General features: G+C 72.7%; 20 protein-coding genes. 7 read left to right on the top strand and 13 right to left on the bottom strand.

What is annotated here, in order from left to right; genetic code table 11:
• Nucleotides 1-735 precede the first annotated feature (735 nt).
• A complete protein-coding gene (locus tag F3L20_RS25540; protein ID WP_150156342.1) occupies nt 736-1,185 on the bottom strand; it encodes a MarR family winged helix-turn-helix transcriptional regulator in 450 nt (149 codons plus the stop codon).
• 91 nt (nt 1,186-1,276) lie between these two features.
• Between F3L20_RS25540 and F3L20_RS25535 the strand changes: the two genes are divergently transcribed.
• Entirely contained in the window at nt 1,277-2,299 is a 1,023-nt protein-coding gene (locus tag F3L20_RS25535; RefSeq protein WP_150156341.1) for an NADP-dependent oxidoreductase, read from the top strand.
• An 83-nt stretch (nt 2,300-2,382) separates the two neighbouring features.
• On the opposite strand, the gene F3L20_RS25530 is transcribed toward F3L20_RS25535, so the two are convergent.
• A complete protein-coding gene (locus F3L20_RS25530) occupies nt 2,383-2,997 on the bottom strand; it encodes an XRE family transcriptional regulator (protein ID WP_206338821.1) in 615 nt (204 codons plus the stop codon).
• A gap of 151 nt (nt 2,998-3,148) precedes the next feature.
• On the opposite strand from F3L20_RS25530, the gene F3L20_RS25525 reads away from it, so the two are divergent.
• The 3 genes from F3L20_RS25525 to F3L20_RS25515 all read left to right on the top strand — a co-directional run bounded on the left by F3L20_RS25525 (nt 3,149) and on the right by F3L20_RS25515 (nt 6,283).
• Entirely contained in the window at nt 3,149-4,747 is a 1,599-nt protein-coding gene (locus F3L20_RS25525) for an MFS transporter (RefSeq protein WP_150156339.1), read from the top strand.
• A 127-nt stretch (nt 4,748-4,874) separates the two neighbouring features.
• Nucleotides 4,875-5,672: an EI24 domain-containing protein gene (locus F3L20_RS25520; RefSeq protein ID WP_150156338.1), complete on the top strand. Its 798-nt coding sequence runs from the start codon at nt 4,875-4,877 to the stop codon at nt 5,670-5,672.
• Nucleotides 5,669-6,283 carry a LysE family transporter gene (locus tag F3L20_RS25515; protein ID WP_150156337.1) on the top strand — a complete coding sequence of 205 codons (615 nt, stop codon included), beginning with the start codon at nt 5,669-5,671 and terminating at the stop codon, nt 6,281-6,283. Before F3L20_RS25520 ends, F3L20_RS25515 begins: the two co-directional genes overlap by 4 nt.
• On the opposite strand, the gene F3L20_RS25510 is transcribed toward F3L20_RS25515, so the two are convergent.
• The 3 genes from F3L20_RS25510 to F3L20_RS25500 all read right to left on the bottom strand — a co-directional run bounded on the left by F3L20_RS25510 (nt 6,255) and on the right by F3L20_RS25500 (nt 9,729).
• Complete coding sequence (locus tag F3L20_RS25510; protein ID WP_150156336.1) at nt 6,255-7,523, bottom strand: pyroglutamyl peptidase; 1,269 nt, start codon at nt 7,521-7,523, stop codon at nt 6,255-6,257. The genes F3L20_RS25515 and F3L20_RS25510 overlap by 29 nt on opposite strands.
• Nucleotides 7,524-7,851: 328 nt before the next feature.
• The gene (locus F3L20_RS25505; RefSeq protein WP_150156335.1) at nt 7,852-8,823 is read right to left on the bottom strand and encodes an aldose epimerase family protein; all 972 of its coding nucleotides are present in this window, start codon (nt 8,821-8,823) and stop codon (nt 7,852-7,854) included.
• Nucleotides 8,824-8,838: 15 nt separating this feature from the next.
• Entirely contained in the window at nt 8,839-9,729 is an 891-nt protein-coding gene (locus F3L20_RS25500; RefSeq protein WP_150156334.1) for an SGNH/GDSL hydrolase family protein, read from the bottom strand.
• 270 nt (nt 9,730-9,999) lie between these two features.
• On the opposite strand from F3L20_RS25500, the gene F3L20_RS25495 reads away from it, so the two are divergent.
• Nucleotides 10,000-10,494 carry a DUF3145 domain-containing protein gene (locus F3L20_RS25495; RefSeq protein ID WP_150156333.1) on the top strand — a complete coding sequence of 165 codons (495 nt, stop codon included), beginning with the start codon at nt 10,000-10,002 and terminating at the stop codon, nt 10,492-10,494.
• A 158-nt stretch (nt 10,495-10,652) separates the two neighbouring features.
• On the opposite strand, the gene fabF is transcribed toward F3L20_RS25495, so the two are convergent.
• From fabF to fasR, 5 genes are all read right to left on the bottom strand, one after another.
• Nucleotides 10,653-11,924 (bottom strand): beta-ketoacyl-ACP synthase II, encoded by a 1,272-nt coding sequence (gene fabF, locus F3L20_RS25490; RefSeq protein WP_150156332.1) that lies wholly within the window; start codon nt 11,922-11,924, stop codon nt 10,653-10,655.
• Nucleotides 11,925-12,027: 103 nt separating this feature from the next.
• The gene (locus F3L20_RS25485; RefSeq protein WP_004988657.1) at nt 12,028-12,276 is read right to left on the bottom strand and encodes an acyl carrier protein; all 249 of its coding nucleotides are present in this window, start codon (nt 12,274-12,276) and stop codon (nt 12,028-12,030) included.
• Nucleotides 12,277-12,356: 80 nt separating this feature from the next.
• The gene (locus F3L20_RS25480; RefSeq protein WP_150156331.1) at nt 12,357-13,388 is read right to left on the bottom strand and encodes a ketoacyl-ACP synthase III; all 1,032 of its coding nucleotides are present in this window, start codon (nt 13,386-13,388) and stop codon (nt 12,357-12,359) included.
• A 22-nt stretch (nt 13,389-13,410) separates the two neighbouring features.
• Nucleotides 13,411-14,325 (bottom strand): ACP S-malonyltransferase, encoded by a 915-nt coding sequence (locus F3L20_RS25475; protein WP_150156330.1) that lies wholly within the window; start codon nt 14,323-14,325, stop codon nt 13,411-13,413.
• Between the two features lie 89 nt (nt 14,326-14,414).
• Nucleotides 14,415-15,620 (bottom strand): fatty acid biosynthesis transcriptional regulator FasR, encoded by a 1,206-nt coding sequence (fasR, locus tag F3L20_RS25470; protein WP_150156329.1) that lies wholly within the window; start codon nt 15,618-15,620, stop codon nt 14,415-14,417.
• Between the two features lie 143 nt (nt 15,621-15,763).
• Here fasR and F3L20_RS25465 point away from each other — a divergent pair, with 143 nt between their 5' ends.
• Complete coding sequence (locus F3L20_RS25465; protein WP_206338940.1) at nt 15,764-16,420, top strand: pirin family protein; 657 nt, start codon at nt 15,764-15,766, stop codon at nt 16,418-16,420.
• An 18-nt stretch (nt 16,421-16,438) separates the two neighbouring features.
• On the opposite strand, the gene F3L20_RS25460 is transcribed toward F3L20_RS25465, so the two are convergent.
• Nucleotides 16,439-16,798 (bottom strand): DUF1330 domain-containing protein, encoded by a 360-nt coding sequence (locus tag F3L20_RS25460; RefSeq protein ID WP_150156327.1) that lies wholly within the window; start codon nt 16,796-16,798, stop codon nt 16,439-16,441.
• Between the two features lie 374 nt (nt 16,799-17,172).
• Here F3L20_RS25460 and F3L20_RS25455 point away from each other — a divergent pair, with 374 nt between their 5' ends.
• A complete protein-coding gene (locus tag F3L20_RS25455) occupies nt 17,173-17,919 on the top strand; it encodes a dienelactone hydrolase family protein (protein ID WP_150156326.1) in 747 nt (248 codons plus the stop codon).
• A 105-nt stretch (nt 17,920-18,024) separates the two neighbouring features.
• On the opposite strand, the gene F3L20_RS25450 is transcribed toward F3L20_RS25455, so the two are convergent.
• Nucleotides 18,025-18,225: a DUF397 domain-containing protein gene (locus F3L20_RS25450; protein WP_150156325.1), complete on the bottom strand. Its 201-nt coding sequence runs from the start codon at nt 18,223-18,225 to the stop codon at nt 18,025-18,027.
• Nucleotides 18,185-19,033: a helix-turn-helix domain-containing protein gene (locus F3L20_RS25445; protein WP_150156324.1), complete on the bottom strand. Its 849-nt coding sequence runs from the start codon at nt 19,031-19,033 to the stop codon at nt 18,185-18,187. Before F3L20_RS25445 ends, F3L20_RS25450 begins: the two co-directional genes overlap by 41 nt.
• Between the last annotated feature and the right edge of the window lie 155 nt (nt 19,034-19,188).

Raw genomic sequence — 19,188 nt, 5'->3', positions numbered from 1 at the left:
CACCACTGACCTGAGCGGCCCCGACCCGCCCGCAACACCTCACGCCCGGCCCACACCCGATCCCGGTGCCCTGAACGGCTCCGCCCGGGACCGCGGCGCCCCCCGAACGCCACACGAGCGCCCGGCTCACCCTCCCTGGGCGCACCACAGCCACCACGCGCCACCCCCGAACGCAACGGCCCCCGCCCGCGGGCGCAGCGGCCTCCGCTCGCCGCTCGCGGGCGCAACGGCCCCCGCGCGCCGCCTCCGGGCGCAGGGCTCCGCCCGCTGTCTCCGGGCGTACGGCGTCCCCCGGCTCGTCGCCCCGGGTACAGCGGCCTCCGCTCGTCGCCCCCCGGGTACAGCGTTCCCTCGCTCGCCGCCTCCGGGTGCGACGGCCCCCGCTCGCGGCCTCCGGGCACAGCGGCCTCCGCCCGCTGTCTCCGGGCGTACTGCATCCCCCGGCTCGTCGTTCCCAGGCACGGCGGCATCCGGGAGCCGGCTCCGAGCGCAGCGGCCGACGCTCGCCGCCCCCGGGCGTACTGCGTCCCCCGGCTCGCCGCCTCCGGGTGCGACGGCCCCCGCTCGCCGCCTCCGGGCGCAGCGGCTCCGCCCGCTGTCTCCGGGCGTACTGCGTCCCCGGCCCGCCGCTCCCGGGCACAGCGCTCTCCGCCCGCCCCCTCCGGATGTGGAGCCGCCGGCCCCGCTCGCCGCCCCCCGAGCGCGAAGCGGCCGGCGCCCCCCACCCGAGCAGGGCTAGTCGTTCTCCAGGGCCAGCATGTGCCGCAGGGCGTCGCGCAGGGCGACCCGCTCCTGGTCCGGCAGGCCCGCGAGCGGCTCGCGGGCGAACCGCAGGGACTCCTGGAGGCCCCGCACCACCCGCCGCCCTTCGGCCGTCGCCGCCGCCAGCTTCACGCGCCGGTCAGCCGGGTCCGGCCGCCGCTCCACCAGTCCGCGTGCCTCCAGCCGGTCCACGATGCCGGTGACGTTCGACGGCTCGCACTTCAGCCGCTGCGCGAGCCTCCGCATCGGCAGCGGCTCCAGGCTGAGCAGGCTCAGCAGCCGCGCCTGCGCGCCGGTCAGCGCGTGTCCGGCGGCCGCCTCCTCGTACTCCTCGTGGTAGCGCGCCACGACCGCGCCGATCAGCTCGACGACCTCCAGGGTGAGAGCGTCGGGGCGGCGGGGCGCGGTGCGGGGTGTGGCCATGGTCTCCAGGGTACCCACTTGCTTGACAGTCTGAAATGTTCAGCCGCATGGTTGTTTCACGTACTGAAGTATTCGAGGAAAGGTCCTCTTCATGTCCGACACCCCCACGCCCCCCGCGACCGCACGTGAATGGCAGCTGGCGAGCCGGCCGGTCGGCTGGCCCGAGCCGGAGGACTTCGCGTTCGTCGAGGCGGAGGTGCGCGCCCCGGGCGAGGGTCAGGTGCTGGTGCGCAACGAGTACCTCTCCGTCGACCCGTACATGCGCGGCCGGATGAGCGCCGCCAAGTCCTACGTCGCCCCCTACGAGCTGGGCAAGGCCATGCAGGGCGGGGCCGTCGGCGAGGTCGTCGCGTCGAACGCCGAGGGGATGTCCGTCGGTGACCACGTCCTGCACTTCCACGGCTGGCGCGAGTACGCCGTCGTCGACGCCAGGACCGCCGTCAAGGTGGACCCGGAGGCGGCCCCGCTGTCGGCGTACCTGGGCGTGCTGGGCATGACCGGCCTCACCGCCTACGCGGGCCTGCTGCGCACCGCCTCCTTCAAGGAGGGCGACTCCGTCTTCGTGTCCGGTGCCGCGGGCGCCGTCGGCAGCCAGGTCGGCCAGATCGCCAAGCTGAAGGGCGCCTCCCGGGTGATCGGCTCGGCCGGCTCCGACGAGAAGGTCAAGCTCCTCACCGAGGAGTACGGCTTCGACGCCGCGTTCAACTACAAGGACGGCCCCGTGAGCGAGCAGCTGCGTGCCGCCGCCCCCGACGGCGTCGACGTGTACTTCGACAACGTGGGCGGGGACCACCTGGAGGCGGCCATCGGCTCCCTCAACCGGGACGGCCGCATCGCCGTCTGCGGCGCGATCTCCGTCTACAACAACACCGAGGCCGCGCCCGGCCCGAAGAACCTCGCCCGGCTCATCCAGACCCGCGGCCGCATCGAGGGCTTCCTGGTCGGCGACCACTACGACCTGCAGCCGCAGTTCGTCCAGGAGGTCGGCGCCTGGATCCGCTCGGGCGAGCTGAAGTACCGCGAGACGGTCGTCGAGGGCATCGAGAACAACCTGGAGGCCTTCCTCGGCGTCCTGCGCGGCGACAACACCGGAAAGATGATCGTCAAGCTCTGACGAGGGGCTCCCCGGAGCCACGGGACCGCACCCGGCCGCACGATCCGTGCCGCCGGGCGCGGTCCTTCTCGTACGGGCGGTCCCTACGCGCCCCGCCGCCCGGCGCCCCCCGTGCCCTCGCCCTCCGCGCCGTCACCGGTGTCCCGCTGGTGGCCGCGGCGGGCGTCACGGTCGAAGATGCCGAGGATCTCGCACGGGCCGCCCTCCGCCCCGATCGCGTGCGGGGTCATGGTGGGGAACTCGGCCGCCTGGTTGGTCCCGACGCGGTACCGGCGGTGCCCGAGCATCAGGACCGCGGTGCCGGAGAGCACCACCAGCCACTCCCGGCCGGGGTGGGCGCGCATCCGGGCGGGGTTGTCGGGCGGGGGAGCGGTCAGCCGCTGACGCACCACGCTCATCCCGGGGTCGCCCTTCACGGGCCAGCGCATCAGGCCGTGAGTGCCGTCGATCATCGGGCTGACGACCACGTCGTCGTCGGCGTTCTCCACCAGCTGGTCCAGGGTGGTGTCCAGGGCCCGGGCGAGGACGACGAGCTGGTCCAGGGCGAGCCGGCGCTGCCCGTTCTCGATCCGGCTCAGCGAGGACTGACTGAGGTTCGCCCGGGTCGCGAGCTCATCCAGGGACCACCCCTGCGCGACCCGCAGCGCACGGATCCTTTTGCGTACGAGGCCGTCCAGCCCGTCATCTTCTTGCGTCATGAGCAACATCGTATGCCTACACCGCAACACGGGCCTAGCGTCGCGGGCAGAGCGAGGCGGTGGTCCGCACGGCCGCCGCCCCGCGCCGTCCCCCGTCGGCGGCCGGACCTGTCCCGGCGCCGACCCCGCACGCCCTTTTCCGGAGGAGACCATGAGCAGTGACCAGCCCGTCCGGGCGGCGGAGGCTCCACCGAGCGGCACCGGCACACCGGACGCGCGACAGCTGCGCGCGGTGCTGACCGCCGTGTCGGTCGCGCTGATGGCCGTCGTCGCGTCGGTGTCCGGCCTGAACGTCGCCCAGACCCACATGGCCGTCGAGTGGGGCGCCTCCCAGACGACCGTGCTGTGGATCCTCAACGTCTACACCCTCGCCCTGGCCGCCCTGCTGCTGCCGCTCGGCGCGGCCGGCGACCGCTTGGGCCGCAAACGCGTACTGATCGCGGGGCTGGTCCTGTTCGGCGCGGCCGGTGCGGTGGCCGCGTTCGCGCCGTCGCCCGCCGTGATGATCGGCGCCCGGGTGGCCGCGGGCACCGGAGCCGCGATGATCATGCCGATCACCCTGGCCGTGATCACCTCCACGTTCCCGGAGAAGGAACGCGGCAGGGCGATCGGGGTGTGGACCGGGGTCGCCGGTGGCGGCGGCATCCTCGGCATGTTCCTCTCCGCGCTCCTCGTGGACGTCGCGGACTGGCGGTGGCTGTTCGCGCTGCCCGTCGCACTGGCGGCCGTGGCGCTGGTGGCGACCGTGAGGTCGGTGCCCGACTCCCGCGAGCGGCCCGCCTCCTCCTTCGACACGGCAGGCGCGCTGCTGTCCACCGTCGCCGTCGTCGGCCTGATCTTCGTCCTCCAGGAGGGCCCCGAGCGCGGCTGGACCGCCCCCGCGACGCTCACCGGCCTCGTGGCCGGACTGGCCGCGGCCGTCGCCTTCGTGGCCTGGGAGCTGCGCCGCCGTGACGCGTCGCTGCTGGACGTGCGCCTCTTCCGCGAGCGTGGCCTGGCCGGCGGCTCCCTCACGCTGCTCGTCGTGTTCGGGGTCCAGGCCGGTGTCGCCGTCGTCCTCTTCCCGTTCTTCCAGGCGGTGCTGGGCTGGTCGGGCCTGCTGTCCACGGCGGCGATGATGCCCATGGCCGTCACCATGATGGCGACGTCCGGACTGGCCCCGAGAGCGGCCGCCGCGATCGGCGCCCGCGCCACCATGACGGCGGGCATCGCCCTGTCCGCCCTCGGCCTCGCGCTGATGGCCCTGTTCGTCTCCGTCGACGGCGGCTACCTGTCGGTGCTGCCCGGCACGCTCGCCATGGGCGCGGGCATGGGCCTGTCGATGACGCCCTCCACCGAGGCGATCACCGCCTCCCTGCCCCGCGACCGGCAGGGCGTCGCCTCGGCCCTCAACGACATCACCCGGGAGTTCGGCACGGCGCTGGGCGTCGCGCTGCTCGGCGCGCTCGTGGCCGGCGGCTACCGCGCCGCCGTCGACGACCGGCTCGACGGCGTCCCCCGGGAGGCCGCGGACACCGCGCGGGAGGGGATCGCCAACGCCGTCGAGGTGGCCCCGAGCACCGGCGGCCACGCCCACGACCTGGTGCGCGTCGCGCAGGAGTCCTTCGTGGAGGGCTGGCAGCGGGCCATGTGGGCGGGCGTCGCCGTCATGGCCGTCCTGCTGGCCCACATCGCCCTGCGCGGGCCGGAGGGCGCGCACCGGGCCGCCACGGACGCGGAGGGGGCCGCCGAGGCCGCCGTCACCCGGTGACGAAGGGGGCCGGGCCGCCCGTGACGCCCGCCCGGCCGGCGTCGTTGCGTACGGCGTGGGCCGCATCCTTGGACGTGGGGTGCGGCCCTCACCCGTCACCCGTCCGGACGCCCGCTACAGTCCTCCCATGCGTGATCTAGGGGCAGGGTTCCGGTACTTGCTGAGGGGCCAGAAGTGGGTCGGCCGGCACGGCAGACAGTACGGCTTCGGGCTGCTGCCCGGACTGATCACCCTGGTGCTGTACGCGGCCGCCCTGGTCGCGCTCGCCCTGTGGGGCGCGGATCTGGTCGGCTGGGCGACGCCGTTCGCCGACGACTGGGCCGACCCCTGGGCGGGCCTGTTCCGCGGCTTCCTCACCGCCGTGCTGTTCGCGCTCGGCCTGCTGCTGAGCGTGCTCACCTTCACCGCCGTGACCCTGCTCGTCGGGCAGCCGTTCTACGAGAGCCTCTCCGAGAAGGTCGACCGGGACGTCTCGCCCGACGGCACCGCGCCCGAGTCGGACCTGCCGCTGTGGCGCGAGCTGTGGATCTCCGCCCGCGACAGCCTCCGCATCCTCGCGCGCGCGGCCGTGTGGGCGGTGCTGCTGTTCGCGCTCGGGTTCGTCCCGGTGGCCGGGCAGACCGTCGTGCCGGTGATCGGCTTCTTCGTCACCGGGTTCTTCCTCACCGAGGAGCTCACCGCCGTCGCGCTCCAGCGGCGCGGTGTGGAGGTGCGCGAGCGCCTCGCGCTGCTGCGGTCCCGGAAGACCCTCGTCTGGGGCTTCGGCACCCCGCTCGCGGTGGCCTTCCTCGTGCCGTTCGTGGCGGTGTTCCTGATGCCCGGCGCGGTCGCCGGGGCCACCCTCATGGCCCGCGACCTCCTCGGCGAGGAGACCGGGGGCGACGACAGCGCCACCGAGCCCGAGGAGGAGGGCGCCGACGCGTGAGCGAGGTCCTCGCCGTCGCCGTCATCACCGTCCTCGCGGTGATCGCCCCGGGCGCCGACTTCGCCATGGTGGTCCGGGGCAGCTACCTGTACGGCCGCCGCACCGGGCTGCTCGGCGCCGCCGGGGTGGCCGCCGGGGTCCTGGTGCACGTCACCTACACCATGCTCGGCGTGGGGCTGCTCATCGCCTCCTCCGCCTTCCTCTTCACCGTCGTCAAACTGACCGGCGCGGCCTACCTCGTGTACATCGGCGTCCGTACCTTCCGCACCCGCGCCGAGGTCACCGTCGACCTGGAGCACCGCACCGGCCTGACCCCGTTCGCCGCCCTGCGCACCGGGTTCCTGACCAACGTCCTCAACCCGAAGACGACCCTCTTCGTCGTCTCGACCTTCGCGCAGGTCGTCGGCCCCGGCACCCCGCTCCTCCAGCAGGCGGGCTACGGCCTGTTCATGTCGCTGGCCCACCTGCTGTGGTTCGGCGTCGTCGCGCTGTTCTTCTCCCACGACCGGATGCGCGGCCTGATGCTGCGCGGCCAGCGGTTCCTCAACAAGGTGATCGGGACCGCGCTGGCCGGCCTCGGCGTCAGTCTCGCGCTCGCTCCGACGCACTGACCGCGACGGCCACGATCGCGCGCACCTGGGCGATGATGTCCAGCCGGTTCCGCACGAACCGCGGGTCGGTGATCTCCGTGGTGTTGCCCGCGCCGAACTCCAGCACCGGGGTGTGCACATGCCCGCCCGGCAGCGTGTCGTGCAGTCCCAGGCGGTCGCGCAGCAACGTCGCCCGGTAGGCGATCTCGTTGGACAGGTAGTCGCCGCCGCCCCCGGCCCGCGCCGTCGAGCCGGGCGTCGGTCCGTCGGGCCGGTCCACCTTCTGCGTCCCGCCCGCCGGGATCTCCGTCACCGTCGTGTTGTCGTACACCGGGAACCGGCCGGTGTCCGCCGCGACGATCGCCGCGTACGGCAGCGTCGTCGACGTCCACTGCGGCTGTGAGGCGGGGTCGGACACCGGCACGGTCTCCGGGGTGCCGGTGTTCTCGTTGTCCCCGAAGCCGCCCCGCCAGGCGCCGTTCGTCCGCTCGACGTCGATGCGGCCCACCCGGCCCTGGCTGACCGTGGTGAACAGGTCGACCTCCGGCAGGTGCGGCCGCAGCGCCCGCTCCACCGTCCCGTCGGTGAAGTCCCGCCAGCGCACCGGGAACACGGCCGTCTCGACACGCGCCGGGCCACTCGCCGTCTCGATCACCGTGCCGTCCAGGGCCAGCGCGACGGCGCCCGACGGGTTGGAGATGCGGATGTCCCGGTCCAGCGTGAACGGGTCGAAGCCGGTCACCAGCACCCGCTTCAGGCCCTTGCGGTGCGGATACCGGACGGCGGTCTGCCCGCGCGAGGTCTGCTCAAGCGTGTCGAGCAGCTTCGCCCGCCGCGCCTCGTCCAGCCCGAACCGCGGCTCCCAGCCGCGCAGTTCCCGGGTCATGCCGAGCCGCGCCCAGTACAGCGGGCGGTCGTCGTCCCGGCTCAGGTCGCCGCCCGCGGGGCCCCGCCCCTGCGCCCGGTCCACCGCCCTGCGCCACAGGGCGCGGCCCTCCCGCTCCACGACGCGCCGGGCCTCGGCGTAGGAGCGGGCCCGGTCCAGGGCGCGGGCGAAGGCGGGCGTGACGGTGTCGAAGCCGGAGCGGCGGAGTATCTCCTGGGGCGCGGCCTTGTCGAGACGCAGCTCCTCGACGGTCGGCGGTGCGGCGGTGCCGGCGGTCGGGGCCGCCGGTCCGGCGGCGGTCGCGGTCGTGGGGGTGGACAGGGCGGTCAGCAGGGCCAGACCGAGCACACCGATGCGCACACGGGGAGAGATCACGGGATGGGGGCCTTCCGTCGTCGTGGGGTACGGGTGGATGCCGGAGGCCCGCAGTATCGCGTGACCGGGGTGGATCACACCACGGTGCGACGGACACCGCCCGGCGCGTACGTGAGCGGCGGGGAACACCACTGGCCGAATGTGAAGGGTTCGTACGGGATTCGCCGCGGGAGCGGGATCGGCAGCGACCGGAAGCGGCTCAGCGGTTAACGTCGGGTCCCGGCGGGGTACCCCATGAACAGCCCCGGCCCGGGACCCTGACCCCGGACCGGGGCTCATGTGTGTCCGGGGGCCCGCGCGTGACGGCCCCACGAGGAGGGCGCGCCCGCTACCGCGTGGAGAAGCCGTACACCGTCTCGGAGCGGAACACCTCGCCCGGCCTCAGCACCGTGCCCGGGAACTCCGGACGGTTCGGCGAGTCCGGGAAGTGCTGCGTCTCCAGCGCGATGCCCGCACCCGGCTCGAACGGCTCCCCGATGTGGTCCGCCGTGTACACCTGGATGCCCGGCTCGGTGGTCGCCAGGGTCAGCACCCGGCCCGACGCGGGGTCGTACAGCTCGGCCACCTCCTCGGCCGCCTGCGTCACCCCCTTGTCCAGCACGAAGTTGTCGTCGTAGCCGCTGCCGGTCTTGCGCGCCTCGCGGAAGTCGTAGCGGGTGCCGGAGACGTCCGCCAGGTCACCGGCCGGGATCAGATCCGGGCCGGACGGCGTCCAGCGGGAGGCGGCCAGCCGCAGCTCGTGCCCGGCCGCGGAGCCGGAACCGGCCAGGTTCCAGTACGTGTGGTTCGTCAGGTTCACGTGCGTCGGGGCGTCCGTCACCGCCTCGTATGCGATGTGCAGCGCGCCCCGCTCGTCCAGCGTGTACGTCACCGTGACCTCCAGGCGGCCCGGGAAGCCCTCCTCGCCGTCCTCGGAGACCAGCGACAGACGCAGACCGTGCTCCACCCCGGTGACGTCCCAGACGCGCTTGTCGAAGCCCCGCTCACCGCCGTGCAGCGAGTTCGGCCCGTCGTTCGGCGTGAGGGTGCGCTCGACGCCGTCCAGGGTGAAGCGCGCGCCCGCGATCCGGTTGGCGTACCGGCCGATGAGGGCGCCCAGGAAGGGCTCCGGATGCGCGACGTAGCCGTCCAGACCGGTGAACCCCAGCACCACGTTCCCGGTCCGCCCGTCCCGGTCCGGCACCTCGACGTCCTGCACGATCCCGCCGTACGACAGGATCCGTACCCGTACGCCCGCCCGCTCCAGGGTCCAACGGTGCACCGGCGTGCCGTCGGAAAGTGTGCCGAAGAGTTCGTTCATGTGCGAAACAATAGGTCACGGCCCCGGCGCCGTGACCGTCCGGTAGGCGATCTCTGCCAGCTTGGCCTGTCCGTCGACACTGGGGTGGAACCAGTCCCAGCGGCTCAGTTGCGCGGTGCCGAACCGGTACGCGTACACCTCGCCCTCGTCGGAACGGCAGCGGCTGTCCTTCGCGCAGACCTCGCGCAGCACCTCGTTGTAGTCCTCCACGCGCTTCTGCACCGTCGCCCGCCGCTCGGTCGCCGCCGCGTCCAGCGCGTCCGCGTCGCCCAGCATCGACGGGCAGATGCCCAGCTTCCACACCTGCTTGCCCAGCGCGCTGGTCCGTCCCTGCGACCACAGCCGCTTCAGGTCGGGCACGCTCGCCACGTACACCTGCGTCTTCGGCAGCGACCGGCGCAGCGTACGCATCGCCGCCTCGAAGTCGGCGCGGAAATCCGCCACCGGCGTCATCGCCGACACGCTCTCCCGGCAGGCGTCGTTCGCCCCCGCCATCACCGCCACCAGTTCCGGACCGCGCCGCACCGCCCGCTCCATCTGCGCGGGCAGGTCCTCCATCCGGGCGCCGGTCGCCGCGTAGTTCCAGCTCCGCCCGGCCGCGCCGGCCCGCCCCAGCAGCCGTACGGCGAGACTGTCGACCTCCTCGCTGCCGCCGGTCGCCCACGACACCTCCGGACAGTCCGTCAGCACCGCGCACGCGTCGAACCCCCGGGTGATCGAGTCGCCGACGGCGGCCACCGAGTCCGGACGGGTGTCCCACAGCGGCGTGGGGCGGGGGGACGGAGCCTTCGTCCCCGCCGCGCCGGGAGCGTCCCCGCCGACGGCGTCGCAGCCCGCCACGCCGAACGCGACGGCCGCCGCCACGGCGAGCACGGCCCTGCCCCGTCTCCGCGTCGCCTGCTCCATCCGTCGCCTCCCGCGCGTCCCGTGACATCCGTCCGTCCCCAACCCATAACAACGCACGGGAGTTCCCGCCCGTCCGGGGGCCCGTCCGGAAGCAACCCACGTCACCCGCACCGGCGTCCTGCCGGGTGAACGGTGCGACTTTCCCCCGCCGGGACGGACGGTACGTCACACTCCTCGCGCCGTCGCACGGTAGCCTCGCCATCAGCGCGGCCCGGCGGGCCGCGCCTGTTCCGCCCGATCGAAGACGACCCGCTCAGCCCGGAGGTTCCGGTGACGACTCGTGGAGTTCTGTACGTGCACTCCGCGCCGCGCGCGTTGTGCCCGCACGTCGAGTGGGCCGTCGCCGGGGTGCTCGGCACGCGCGTCAGCCTGGACTGGATCCGCCAGCCGGCCGCCCCCGGCACCTGGCGCTCGGAGTTCTCCTGGCAGGGTCAGGCCGGCACCGCCTCCAAGCTCGCCTCCGCGCTGCGCGGCTGGCAGATGCTGCGCTTCGAGGTCACCTCCGAGCCGTGCGCCGGCGCGGAGGGCGAGCGCTACAGCTGCACCCCCGACCTCGGCATCTTCCACGCCGTCACCGGCATCCACGGCGACATCCTCATCCCGGAGGACCGCCTGCGCGCCGCCCTGGTCCGCTCCCGCGCGGAGGAGACCGACCTGGAGTCGGAGATCGCCAGGCTCCTCGGCAAGCCCTGGGACGACGAACTCGAACCCTTCCGCTACGCGGGCGAAGGCGCCCCGGTCCGCTGGCTCCACCAGGTCGTGTAGCGCCCCAAATGGGCGCGGGGAACTGCGCGCTCAACCCCCACGAACCGGCAGCCAGATACGCGCCCCCGAAGGGGCACGGGGAACTGCGCGAACGGCCAACAACAGAAGGGGCCCACCTCCCAGAGGTGAGCCCCTTCCTGAAATCGCCCCGGGGGCGATCAAACCGTCCGGAACGCCAGCACCACGTTGTGCCCACCGAACCCGAACGAGTCGTTCAACGCGGCGATCCGCCCGTCCACGGGCAGCTTCCGCGCCTCACCGCGCACCACGTCCGCAGCCGCCTCGGCCTCGGGATCCAGGTTCTCCACGTTGATCGTCGGCGGCGCCACCCGGTGGTACAGCGCCAGCACGGTGGCCACGGACTCCACGCCACCGGCGCCACCGAGCAGATGCCCGGTCATCGACTTCGTCGCGGAGACCGCCATGTGGTCCGTGTCGTCCCCGAAGACCTTCCGCAGCGCCTTCAGCTCGGCGATGTCACCCGCCGGCGTCGACGTCGCGTGCGCGTTCACGTGCACGATCTCCGCCGGGTCCAGGTCGGTGCGGTCCATCAGGTTCTGCAGGGCGTGCGAGATGCCCCGCCCCTCCGGCTCCGGCTGCACGATGTCGTGCGCGTCGGCCGAGATGCCCTGGCCGACCGCCTCCGCGTAGACGCGGGCGCCGCGCGCGGCGGCGTGCTCGGCGGACTCCAGGACGACCACACCCGCGCCCTCGCCGAGGACGAAGCCGTCCCGGGCGACGTCGTAGGGGCGCGAGGCGCCCTGCGGGTCGTCGTTGTTCTTGGACATCGCCATCATGTTGCCGAACGCGGCGATCGGCAGCGGGTGGATCGCCGCCTCCGTACCGCCCGCGACGACCACGTCGGCGCGCCCGGTGCGGATCATCTCGATGGCGTAGCCGATGGCCTCCGCGCCCGAGGCGCACGCGGACACCGGGGTGTGCACGCCCGCGCGGGCGCCGACCGCGAGACCCACGTTCGCGGACGGGCCGTTCGGCATCAGCATGGGGACGGTGTGCGGGGAGACGCGGCGTACGCCCTTCTCCTTCAGCACGTCGTACTGGTCCAGCAGGGTCGTCACGCCGCCGATGCCGGAGGCGATCACCGCGCCCAGCCGGTCGGGGTCGACGTTCGGGTCCTCGCCGGCCTTGGCCTCGAACCCGGCGTCCGCCCAGGCCTCCTTGGCCGCGACGAGCGCGAACTGCGCCGAGCGGTCCAGGCGGCGGGCCTGCGGCCGGGGAATGACCTCGGTGGGTTCCACGGCCACGGGGGCCGCGATGCGGACCGCCTGCTCGGCGGCCCACTCCTGCTCCAGGGGCTTCACGCCGGAGCGACCGGCGACGAGGCCCTCCCAGGTAGAGGCCGCGTCGCCACCCAGCGGTGTGGTTGCGCCGATACCGGTGACGACCACGGTGCGATTGGTCGAGCTCATCGGAATTCTTTCTCCAACGATTGACGAGGATGCGTACGGCGCCACCGCCGGGTGGCGGGGCCGGGGTGTCCCGGCCCTGACGGGGCTCACGCCCCGCGCGGGCTCAGGCCTGGTGCTTGAGGATGTACTCGGTCGCGTCGCCGACGGTCTTGAGGTTCTTGACGTCGTCGTCCGGGATCTTGACGTCGAAGCGCTCTTCGGCGGCGACGACGACCTCGACCATGGACAGCGAGTCGACGTCCAGGTCGTCGGTGAAGGACTTGTCCAGCTGGACGTCCTCAACCGGGATGCCGGCGATCTCGTTCACGATCTCCGCGAGACCGGCGACGATCTCTTCCTGAGTGGCGGCCATGGTGGCGCTCCTTCGTTGTGATTCCAGAGGGTGTGGCGGTGTTTCCTCGCGTACCGGACGCATGATCCGGCACGGAGTGCCTAGGGGAGGGTAACGACAGTCGCGGCGAACACGAGACCCGCCCCGAAGCCGATGACGAGCGCGGTGTCGCCGCTCTTCGCCTCGCCGGTCGCCAGGAGCCGCTCCATCGCGAGCGGGATCGAGGCGGCCGAGGTGTTGCCGGTGGTGCGGATGTCACGCGCGACCGTGACGTGCTCCGGCAGCTTGAGGGTCTTCACCATCGAGTCGATGATCCGCACGTTGGCCTGGTGCGGGATGAAGACGTCCAGTTCGTCCGGGGTGATGCCGGCCGCGTCCAGCGCCTGCTGGGCGACCTTCGCCATCTCGAACACGGCCCAGCGGAACACCGCCTGGCCTTCCTGGGTGATCGCGGGGAACTTGATGTTGCCCTTGCTGTCCAGGGGCAGCTCGGTGACGTCCCCGATGTGGAAGCGGTCCCAGGTGACGGTCTGCTTGATCGTTTCGGACTTGTCGCCCTCGGAGCCCCACACGGTCGGGCCGATGGCCGGCTCCTGCGAGGGGCCGACGACCACGGCGCCCGCGCCGTCGCCGAACAGGAAGGCCGTGGCGCGGTCCTCCAGGTCGGTCAGGTCGCTCAGCCGCTCCACGCCGATGACCAGGACGTACTCGGCGGACCCCTCGACGACCATGCCCTTGGCGAGGGTCAGGCCGTAGCCGAAGCCCGCGCAGCCGGCGGAGATGTCGAAGGCGGCCGCCTTGTCCGTGCCGAGCTTGTCGGCGATCTCGGTGGCGACGGCCGGGGTCTGGGCGAAGTGCGACACGGTCGACACGACGACGGCGCCGATCTGCGAGGCGTCGATCCCGGCGTCCGCGATCGCCTTGCCGGACGCCTCGATCGACATCGCGGCGACGGTCTCCTCGGGCCCGGCCCAGTGCCTGGTCTCGATCCCGGAGCGCGAGCGGATCCACTCGTCGGACGAGTCGATCGTCTCGAGGATCACCTCGTTCGGCACGACCCGGGTGGGGCGGTAGCCGCCCACGCCGAGGATGCGCGCGTACGGGGCGCCCTTGCTGGGCTTGATCTTCGCCATGCGGGTCGGCTCCTTAGGGGCGTCAGGCGGCGTGCTCGGCGACGAGCTCGCGGGCCGCTTCGAGGTCGGCGGGGGTCTTCAGGGCCAGCGTCTTGACGCCGGGGAGGGCACGCTTGGCCAGGCCGGTGAGGGTCCCGCCGGGGCAGAGCTCCAGGAGGGCCGTGACGCCGAGTTCCTTGAAGGTCTCCATGCACAGGTCCCAGCGGACCGGGTTGGCGACCTGGCCGACCAGGCGCTCCAGCACCTCGGTGCCGGTCGCGACCGCCTTGCCGTCCTTGTTGGACACGTAGGCGACGGTCGGGTCGGCGGGCGTGAGGGCCTTCGCGGCCTGCGCCAGCGCGTCGACCGCGGGGGCCATGTGGTGGGTGTGGAAGGCGCCGGCGACCTGGAGCGCGACCACCCGGCGCACACCCTCGGGCTTGTCCGCCTCCAGCGCGGCGATCTGCTCCTTGGTGCCGGCGGCGACGATCTGGCCGGCGCCGTTGATGTTCGCCGGGGTCAGACCCAGCTTCTCCAGGTGCTTCACCGTCACCTCGGGGTCGCCGCCGAGCAGCGCCGCCATGCCGGTCCCGGTGATCGCGGCGGCGTCGGCCATGGCCAGACCCCGCTTGCGGACCAGGGAGAGGGCGGCGGTGTCGTCGAGGACGCCGGCGAGGGCGGCGGCGGTGATCTCACCGACGCTGTGACCCGCGACCGCGCCGGGAGCGATGTCACCCAGTGCCGAGGCGGACAGCAGCCCGGCCGCGACCAGCAGCGGCTGCGCGACCGCCGTGTCGCGGATCGCGTCCGCGTCGGCCTTCGTGCCGTAGTGGGCGAGGTCGAGTCCGATGGCGTCGGACCATGCGGCGACACGGTCGGTGGCACCGGGGAGTTCGAGCCATTCGGTCAGGAAGCCGGGCGTCTGGGAGCCCTGGCCGGGAGCGACGAGTACGAGCACTCTCACACTCTCTCTTGGGGACGGGCACGGCCGCCCGTGGGGACAAGGACGAAGAACCGAGGGGGGTTTTGTCGACCCCCGACAAAAGACTAGGACTGAGGATCGCCATCGACCAGACGCCCCAGGATCAGCGCGATCCGCAGGGTGAACGCAGAGCGTACATCGGAGGGTGACCAACCGGTGACGTCTGTCACACGTCGAAGCCGGTAACGCACGGTGTTGGGATGCACGAACAGCATGCGTGCCGCGCCTTCGAGGCTGCTCGCCTGCTCCAGATACACGCTGAGTGTCTCCAGCAGCGCGGCGCCGGCCTCCTCGAGCGGTCTGTAGATCTCCTCCACCAACTGCTCGCGCGCCGAGGGGTCCCCGGCCATCGCGCGCTCCGGCAGCAGATCGTCCGCCAGCACCGGGCGCGGGGCGTCCTGCCAGGCGGAACACGCCTTGAGTCCGGCGGCGGCGGCCTGCGCGGACCGGGTCGCGGCCAGCAGGTCCGGCACCACGGGGCCGGCGACGACGGGCCCGGCCGCGTACGGCCCGATCAGCGACTTCGCGACGGCGAGCGGGTTGTCGCTGCCGCCGGCGATGACGACGAGCCGGTCGCCGAGCACCCCGGTGAGCACCTGCAGTTTGGCGTGCCGGGCGGCCCGCCGGATCGCCTCCACGGTCAGCTCGGAGTCCCCGTCGGGGGCGGTGCCCAGCACCACGCACACGTGCTCCGGCGAGTTCCAGCCGAGGGCGGCGGCCCGCGAGACGGCGCCCTCGTCGGCCTCCCCGCTGAGCACGGCGTTCACCACCAGCGACTCCAGGCGCGCGTCCCAGGCACCGCGTGCCTCGGCGGCCTGGGCGTACACCTGGGCGGTGGCGAAGGCGATCTCGCGGGCGTACACGAGGAGCGCCTCGCGCAGCACGCTCTCGTCGCCCGGCGCCGCCACCTCGTCGATGGCGGTCTCCATCACCTCGATCGTGGTCCGCACCATCTCCACGGTCTGGCGCAGCGTGATGGCCCGGGTCAGCTCGCGCGGCGCGGTGCCGAAGACGTCGGTGGAGATGGCCTGCGGGGCGTCGGGGTGCCGGAACCACTCGGTGAAGGCGGCGATGCCCGCCTGGGCGACCAGACCGATCCAGGAACGGTTCTCCGGGGGCATGGCCCGGTACCAGGGCAGCGTCTCGTCCATCCGCGCGATGGCCTGGGCGGCGAGACTGCCGGACGACTGCTCCAGCCGCTTGAGGGTCGCGGTGTGCGGATGGGCGGGGCGTGCGTCGGGTTCGGGGGTACTGGTTTCGGGTTCGGGCACGGGGACAAGACTGCCTCATCCGGACGGCCGAGCGTGCCCCGGGTCGCGCCCCGGCCGCCGGTCCGTGCCCCGCGTCCGGGCTCCGGTGCCCCGGCCGTGCGCCGTCCCGGCCCCGCCGGACAGGGCCTACGGTGGATGCCGTGATGGACGTGAGGCGGGCGAGCGAGCGCTTTCGGGGCGGCGATCCGGCGGCCGGGATCGAGTCGTGGCACGCCCTGTCCTTCGGCCCGCACTACGACCCGGACAACCTCCGCTTCGGCGCGGTGATCGCCTGCAACGAGGAGCACCTGGGTCCGGGCGCGGGCTTCGACGAGCACCCGCACAGCCACACCGAGATCGTGACGTGGGTGGTCGCGGGCGAGCTGACCCACCGTGACTCCACGGGCCACGAGACGGTGATCCGCCCCGGCGACGTGCAGCGCCTCAGCGCGGCGTCGGGGGTGCGGCACGTGGAGCGGAACGCGGGCCGGTCCTCGCTGACCTTCCTCCAGATGTGGCTGGCCCCGCTGAAGCCGGGCGGCGAACCGCGGTACGAGGTCGTCCGCGGCATAGCGGACTCCACGCCGTACGCCCTCCCGGAGGCGGGGGCGATGCTGCACGTCCGCCGCCTGGCCGTGGGGGAGCGGACGGCGGTCCCGGACGCGCCGTACCTCTACGCCCACGTGGTCCGCGGCACGGTCCGCCTGGACGGTGAGCTGCTGGAACCGGGCGACGCGGCCCGCCTCACGGACGAGAAGAACGTCGAGGCGGTGGCGGTCACGGAGACGGAGCTGCTGCTGTGGGAGATGTCGGCGTTCTGACCACCGGCTCCGGGGAGGTCAGCTGTCGGAAGCCTGCGCCACCATGGCGCGGACCTGCTGTGCGAAGCCGCGCACGGTGAAACCGTCGGGAAGGCTGTCGACCAGGACCAGGTCCGAGATGGCGTTGTTGACCCGCAGGGGACGGATGTCCCGGTACTCGGGGGAGTTGTACCAGGCCTCCGCTGCGGCGCGGTCGGGGAACTCCATCAGCACGACCGTCCCCGGCCACGCTCCTTCGACCACGTCCACCTCTCCCTGCGCGAGCCACTTCCCCCCGAACGGCGCGACGGTCGCCTCGACCTGCTCCAGGTAGGACAGCCCTTCCTCGTTGGGGACGTCACCGGGGATCCGCAGGTGGTTGATCAGGTAGGTGCTCATGTCGGTCTCTTTTCCGTTCCGTTCCGGTGCGCGTGTGCGCGTGTGCGCGGGTCGCCGCGTGCCGATGCGGATCGACTCACGTTTAGATGCTAACTCTAATCTATTGCTCGTCTTCATGCCTCCACGCCTCCAGCCTCAGGCGGGGGCCGGTCGACGGCATCCGGGCGGCCGCCCCCGACGGGGCCCCGCCGGTGCCGGCACTACTCCCATGGAGGGCTGGGGCGTTCCGGCGCACCACCGTGGTACGTTCCTGCCGCCGTGCACGGCTGCGACTCGAGGAGGTGAGACCGATCAACGCTTCGACAGGTCGGGCCTCCCTCCCTCGCATGGCCTAGGGGGCGCCCGCAGAGGTCTCCCGAAAGGCACGCATCGTCATGCGCTTCCTCTCCGACGCGTCGTCCGGCGGCGTCCGCGAACAGCTCTTCGCACTCGGTGACATTCCCGGCGTTCTGTGGACGCCGGAAGGCGACACCACCGCCCCGCTGCCGCTCGTCCTCCTGGGACACGGGGGCGGCCGGCACAAGAAGGCCCCCGAGATCCTCACCCTTGCCCGCCGCTTGGTGACCGAGTGCGGTTTCGCCGCCGTGTCCGTCGACGTGCCCGCCCACGGCGACCGGCCGAAGGTCGAGGAGTACGACCGGATCGCGACCGAGAACCAGGCCCGCGTGGAGGCCGGCGAGGAACTGGCGCCGCTGATCGCCGGCTTCCAGGCCCTCGTGGCCCGGCGGACCGTGCCGGAATGGCGGGCGGTCCTGGACGCGGTGCGGCGGCTCCACCACGTGGGTACCGGCCCGGTGGGCTACTGGGGCGTCTCGCTGGGCTGCGGACTCGGCGTCCCGTTCGTCGCGGCGGAGCCGCGGGTCCGCGCGGCGGTCCTGGGTCTGGGCGGGGCGTCGGCGTCGGCCGAGGCGGCAGCGCGGATCACGGTCCCGGTGGAGTTCCTGGTGCAGTGGGACGACGAACGCGTCCCGAGGGACCAGAGCCTGGCCCTGTTCGATGCCTTGGCCTCCCCGGAGAAGTCGCTGCACGTCAACCCCGGCCGACACGGCGAAATCCCGCCCACCGAACTGGACAGCACACTCCGCTTCTTCCGCCGCCACCTCGGCCCCAGGCGGAGCTGACCTTCGCCGTCCGTGAGTCGGCGGAGCCAGGCTGCTTACTCGAGGCGGAGGTCCCGGCCCGTCGCGATCAACTCCATGCGGCACAGTCTGCCGTGGAGATCCGCGTCAGTGCCGGCGCAGGCTGCCGAGGAACGCCTGCCAGGCGGGGACTCCAACGGTCACGACCGGACCGGCGGGGTTCTTGCTGTCCCGCACGGGGATCACGGCGGCATCCGTCAGGTCGACCTCGACGCAGTCGCCGCCGGTGTTTCCGCTGTAGCTGGACTTACGCCACTGGCTGTTCCTCGGGCTGGGAGCGGTGTCCATAGCGTTCCTCCATCAGGCGGCTGATCAGTCCCGCCGAATCCTCCACAGAGAGTGCGGCAGCCTGCAAGCGAGCGTAACGGAGGGCGGCCTCCCTGATGGTCTCCGGATTGGCTGTCATATGACCGGAGATGACGTCTTCCGTGTAGATCACGTCCGGGTGGTCGTCGAAGCGAAGGAGGTTGAACGAACCCGCCAGGCCGACGTGTTCGCCGACCTCGTTCGGCAGTACCTGCACCTGCGTCCACCGGTGTCCGGAGACCTCCAACAGGTGCGCCAGTTGCCGCCGCATGACCTTGCGACCGCCGACCGGTCGAAGCAGCACCGCTTCGTCCAGTACCACGCACGTCAGCGGTGGCTGCTCCCGTTCCAGAACGCGCTGGCGTTCCATCCGTGCCCCGACCAGGCCCTCCAGGTCGTCCGATGTCCCGGTGGCGAGGACGGCACGCGCGTACTCCTCCGTCTGCAGCAAGCCGTACACCAGCTGCGCCTGGTACGTGGAGATGTATGCCGCCTTCGCCTCCATCTCGGCGTACGGCTGGAACCACGTGGGGAGTTGGCTGCGGAGGACCAGGCCGATCAGGCGGGAGAACAGGCCGTCCGTGCCGAGGGCCGCGTCCACGCGTTCGGAGAAGTCACGGGTGGGGACCTTCTTCGTGGTCTCGATCTGGCCGACCAGCGACCCGGTGCAGAAGATGATCTCCCCGAGCTGGCTCTGCTTCAGCCCGTGCGCCTCGCGCTGGCGGCGCAGTTCCCAGCCGTAGTAGTCCAGCGGGGACGCGGTGGGGTCGAGCGACTGGACATGGACCACGGCTGCACCTCACTTCAACGCCCGGCGGCGTTCGTTCCGTTCTGTGGCGGATCGTATGCGCAGCGTGGTCACGTGGTGAGGTGAATCGGGCAACGGGTCTGCGGTGGGCGAACCGCCCCGGCGCGGTGAACCCGTGCCGGGGCGGAGCGGAGTGC

This window comes from Streptomyces tendae, from assembly GCF_008632955.1.
Lineage (GTDB): Bacteria > Actinomycetota > Actinomycetes > Streptomycetales > Streptomycetaceae > Streptomyces.
Note: the sequence above shows the minus strand (reverse complement) of the source record. Positions and strands in the feature narration are given on the sequence as shown.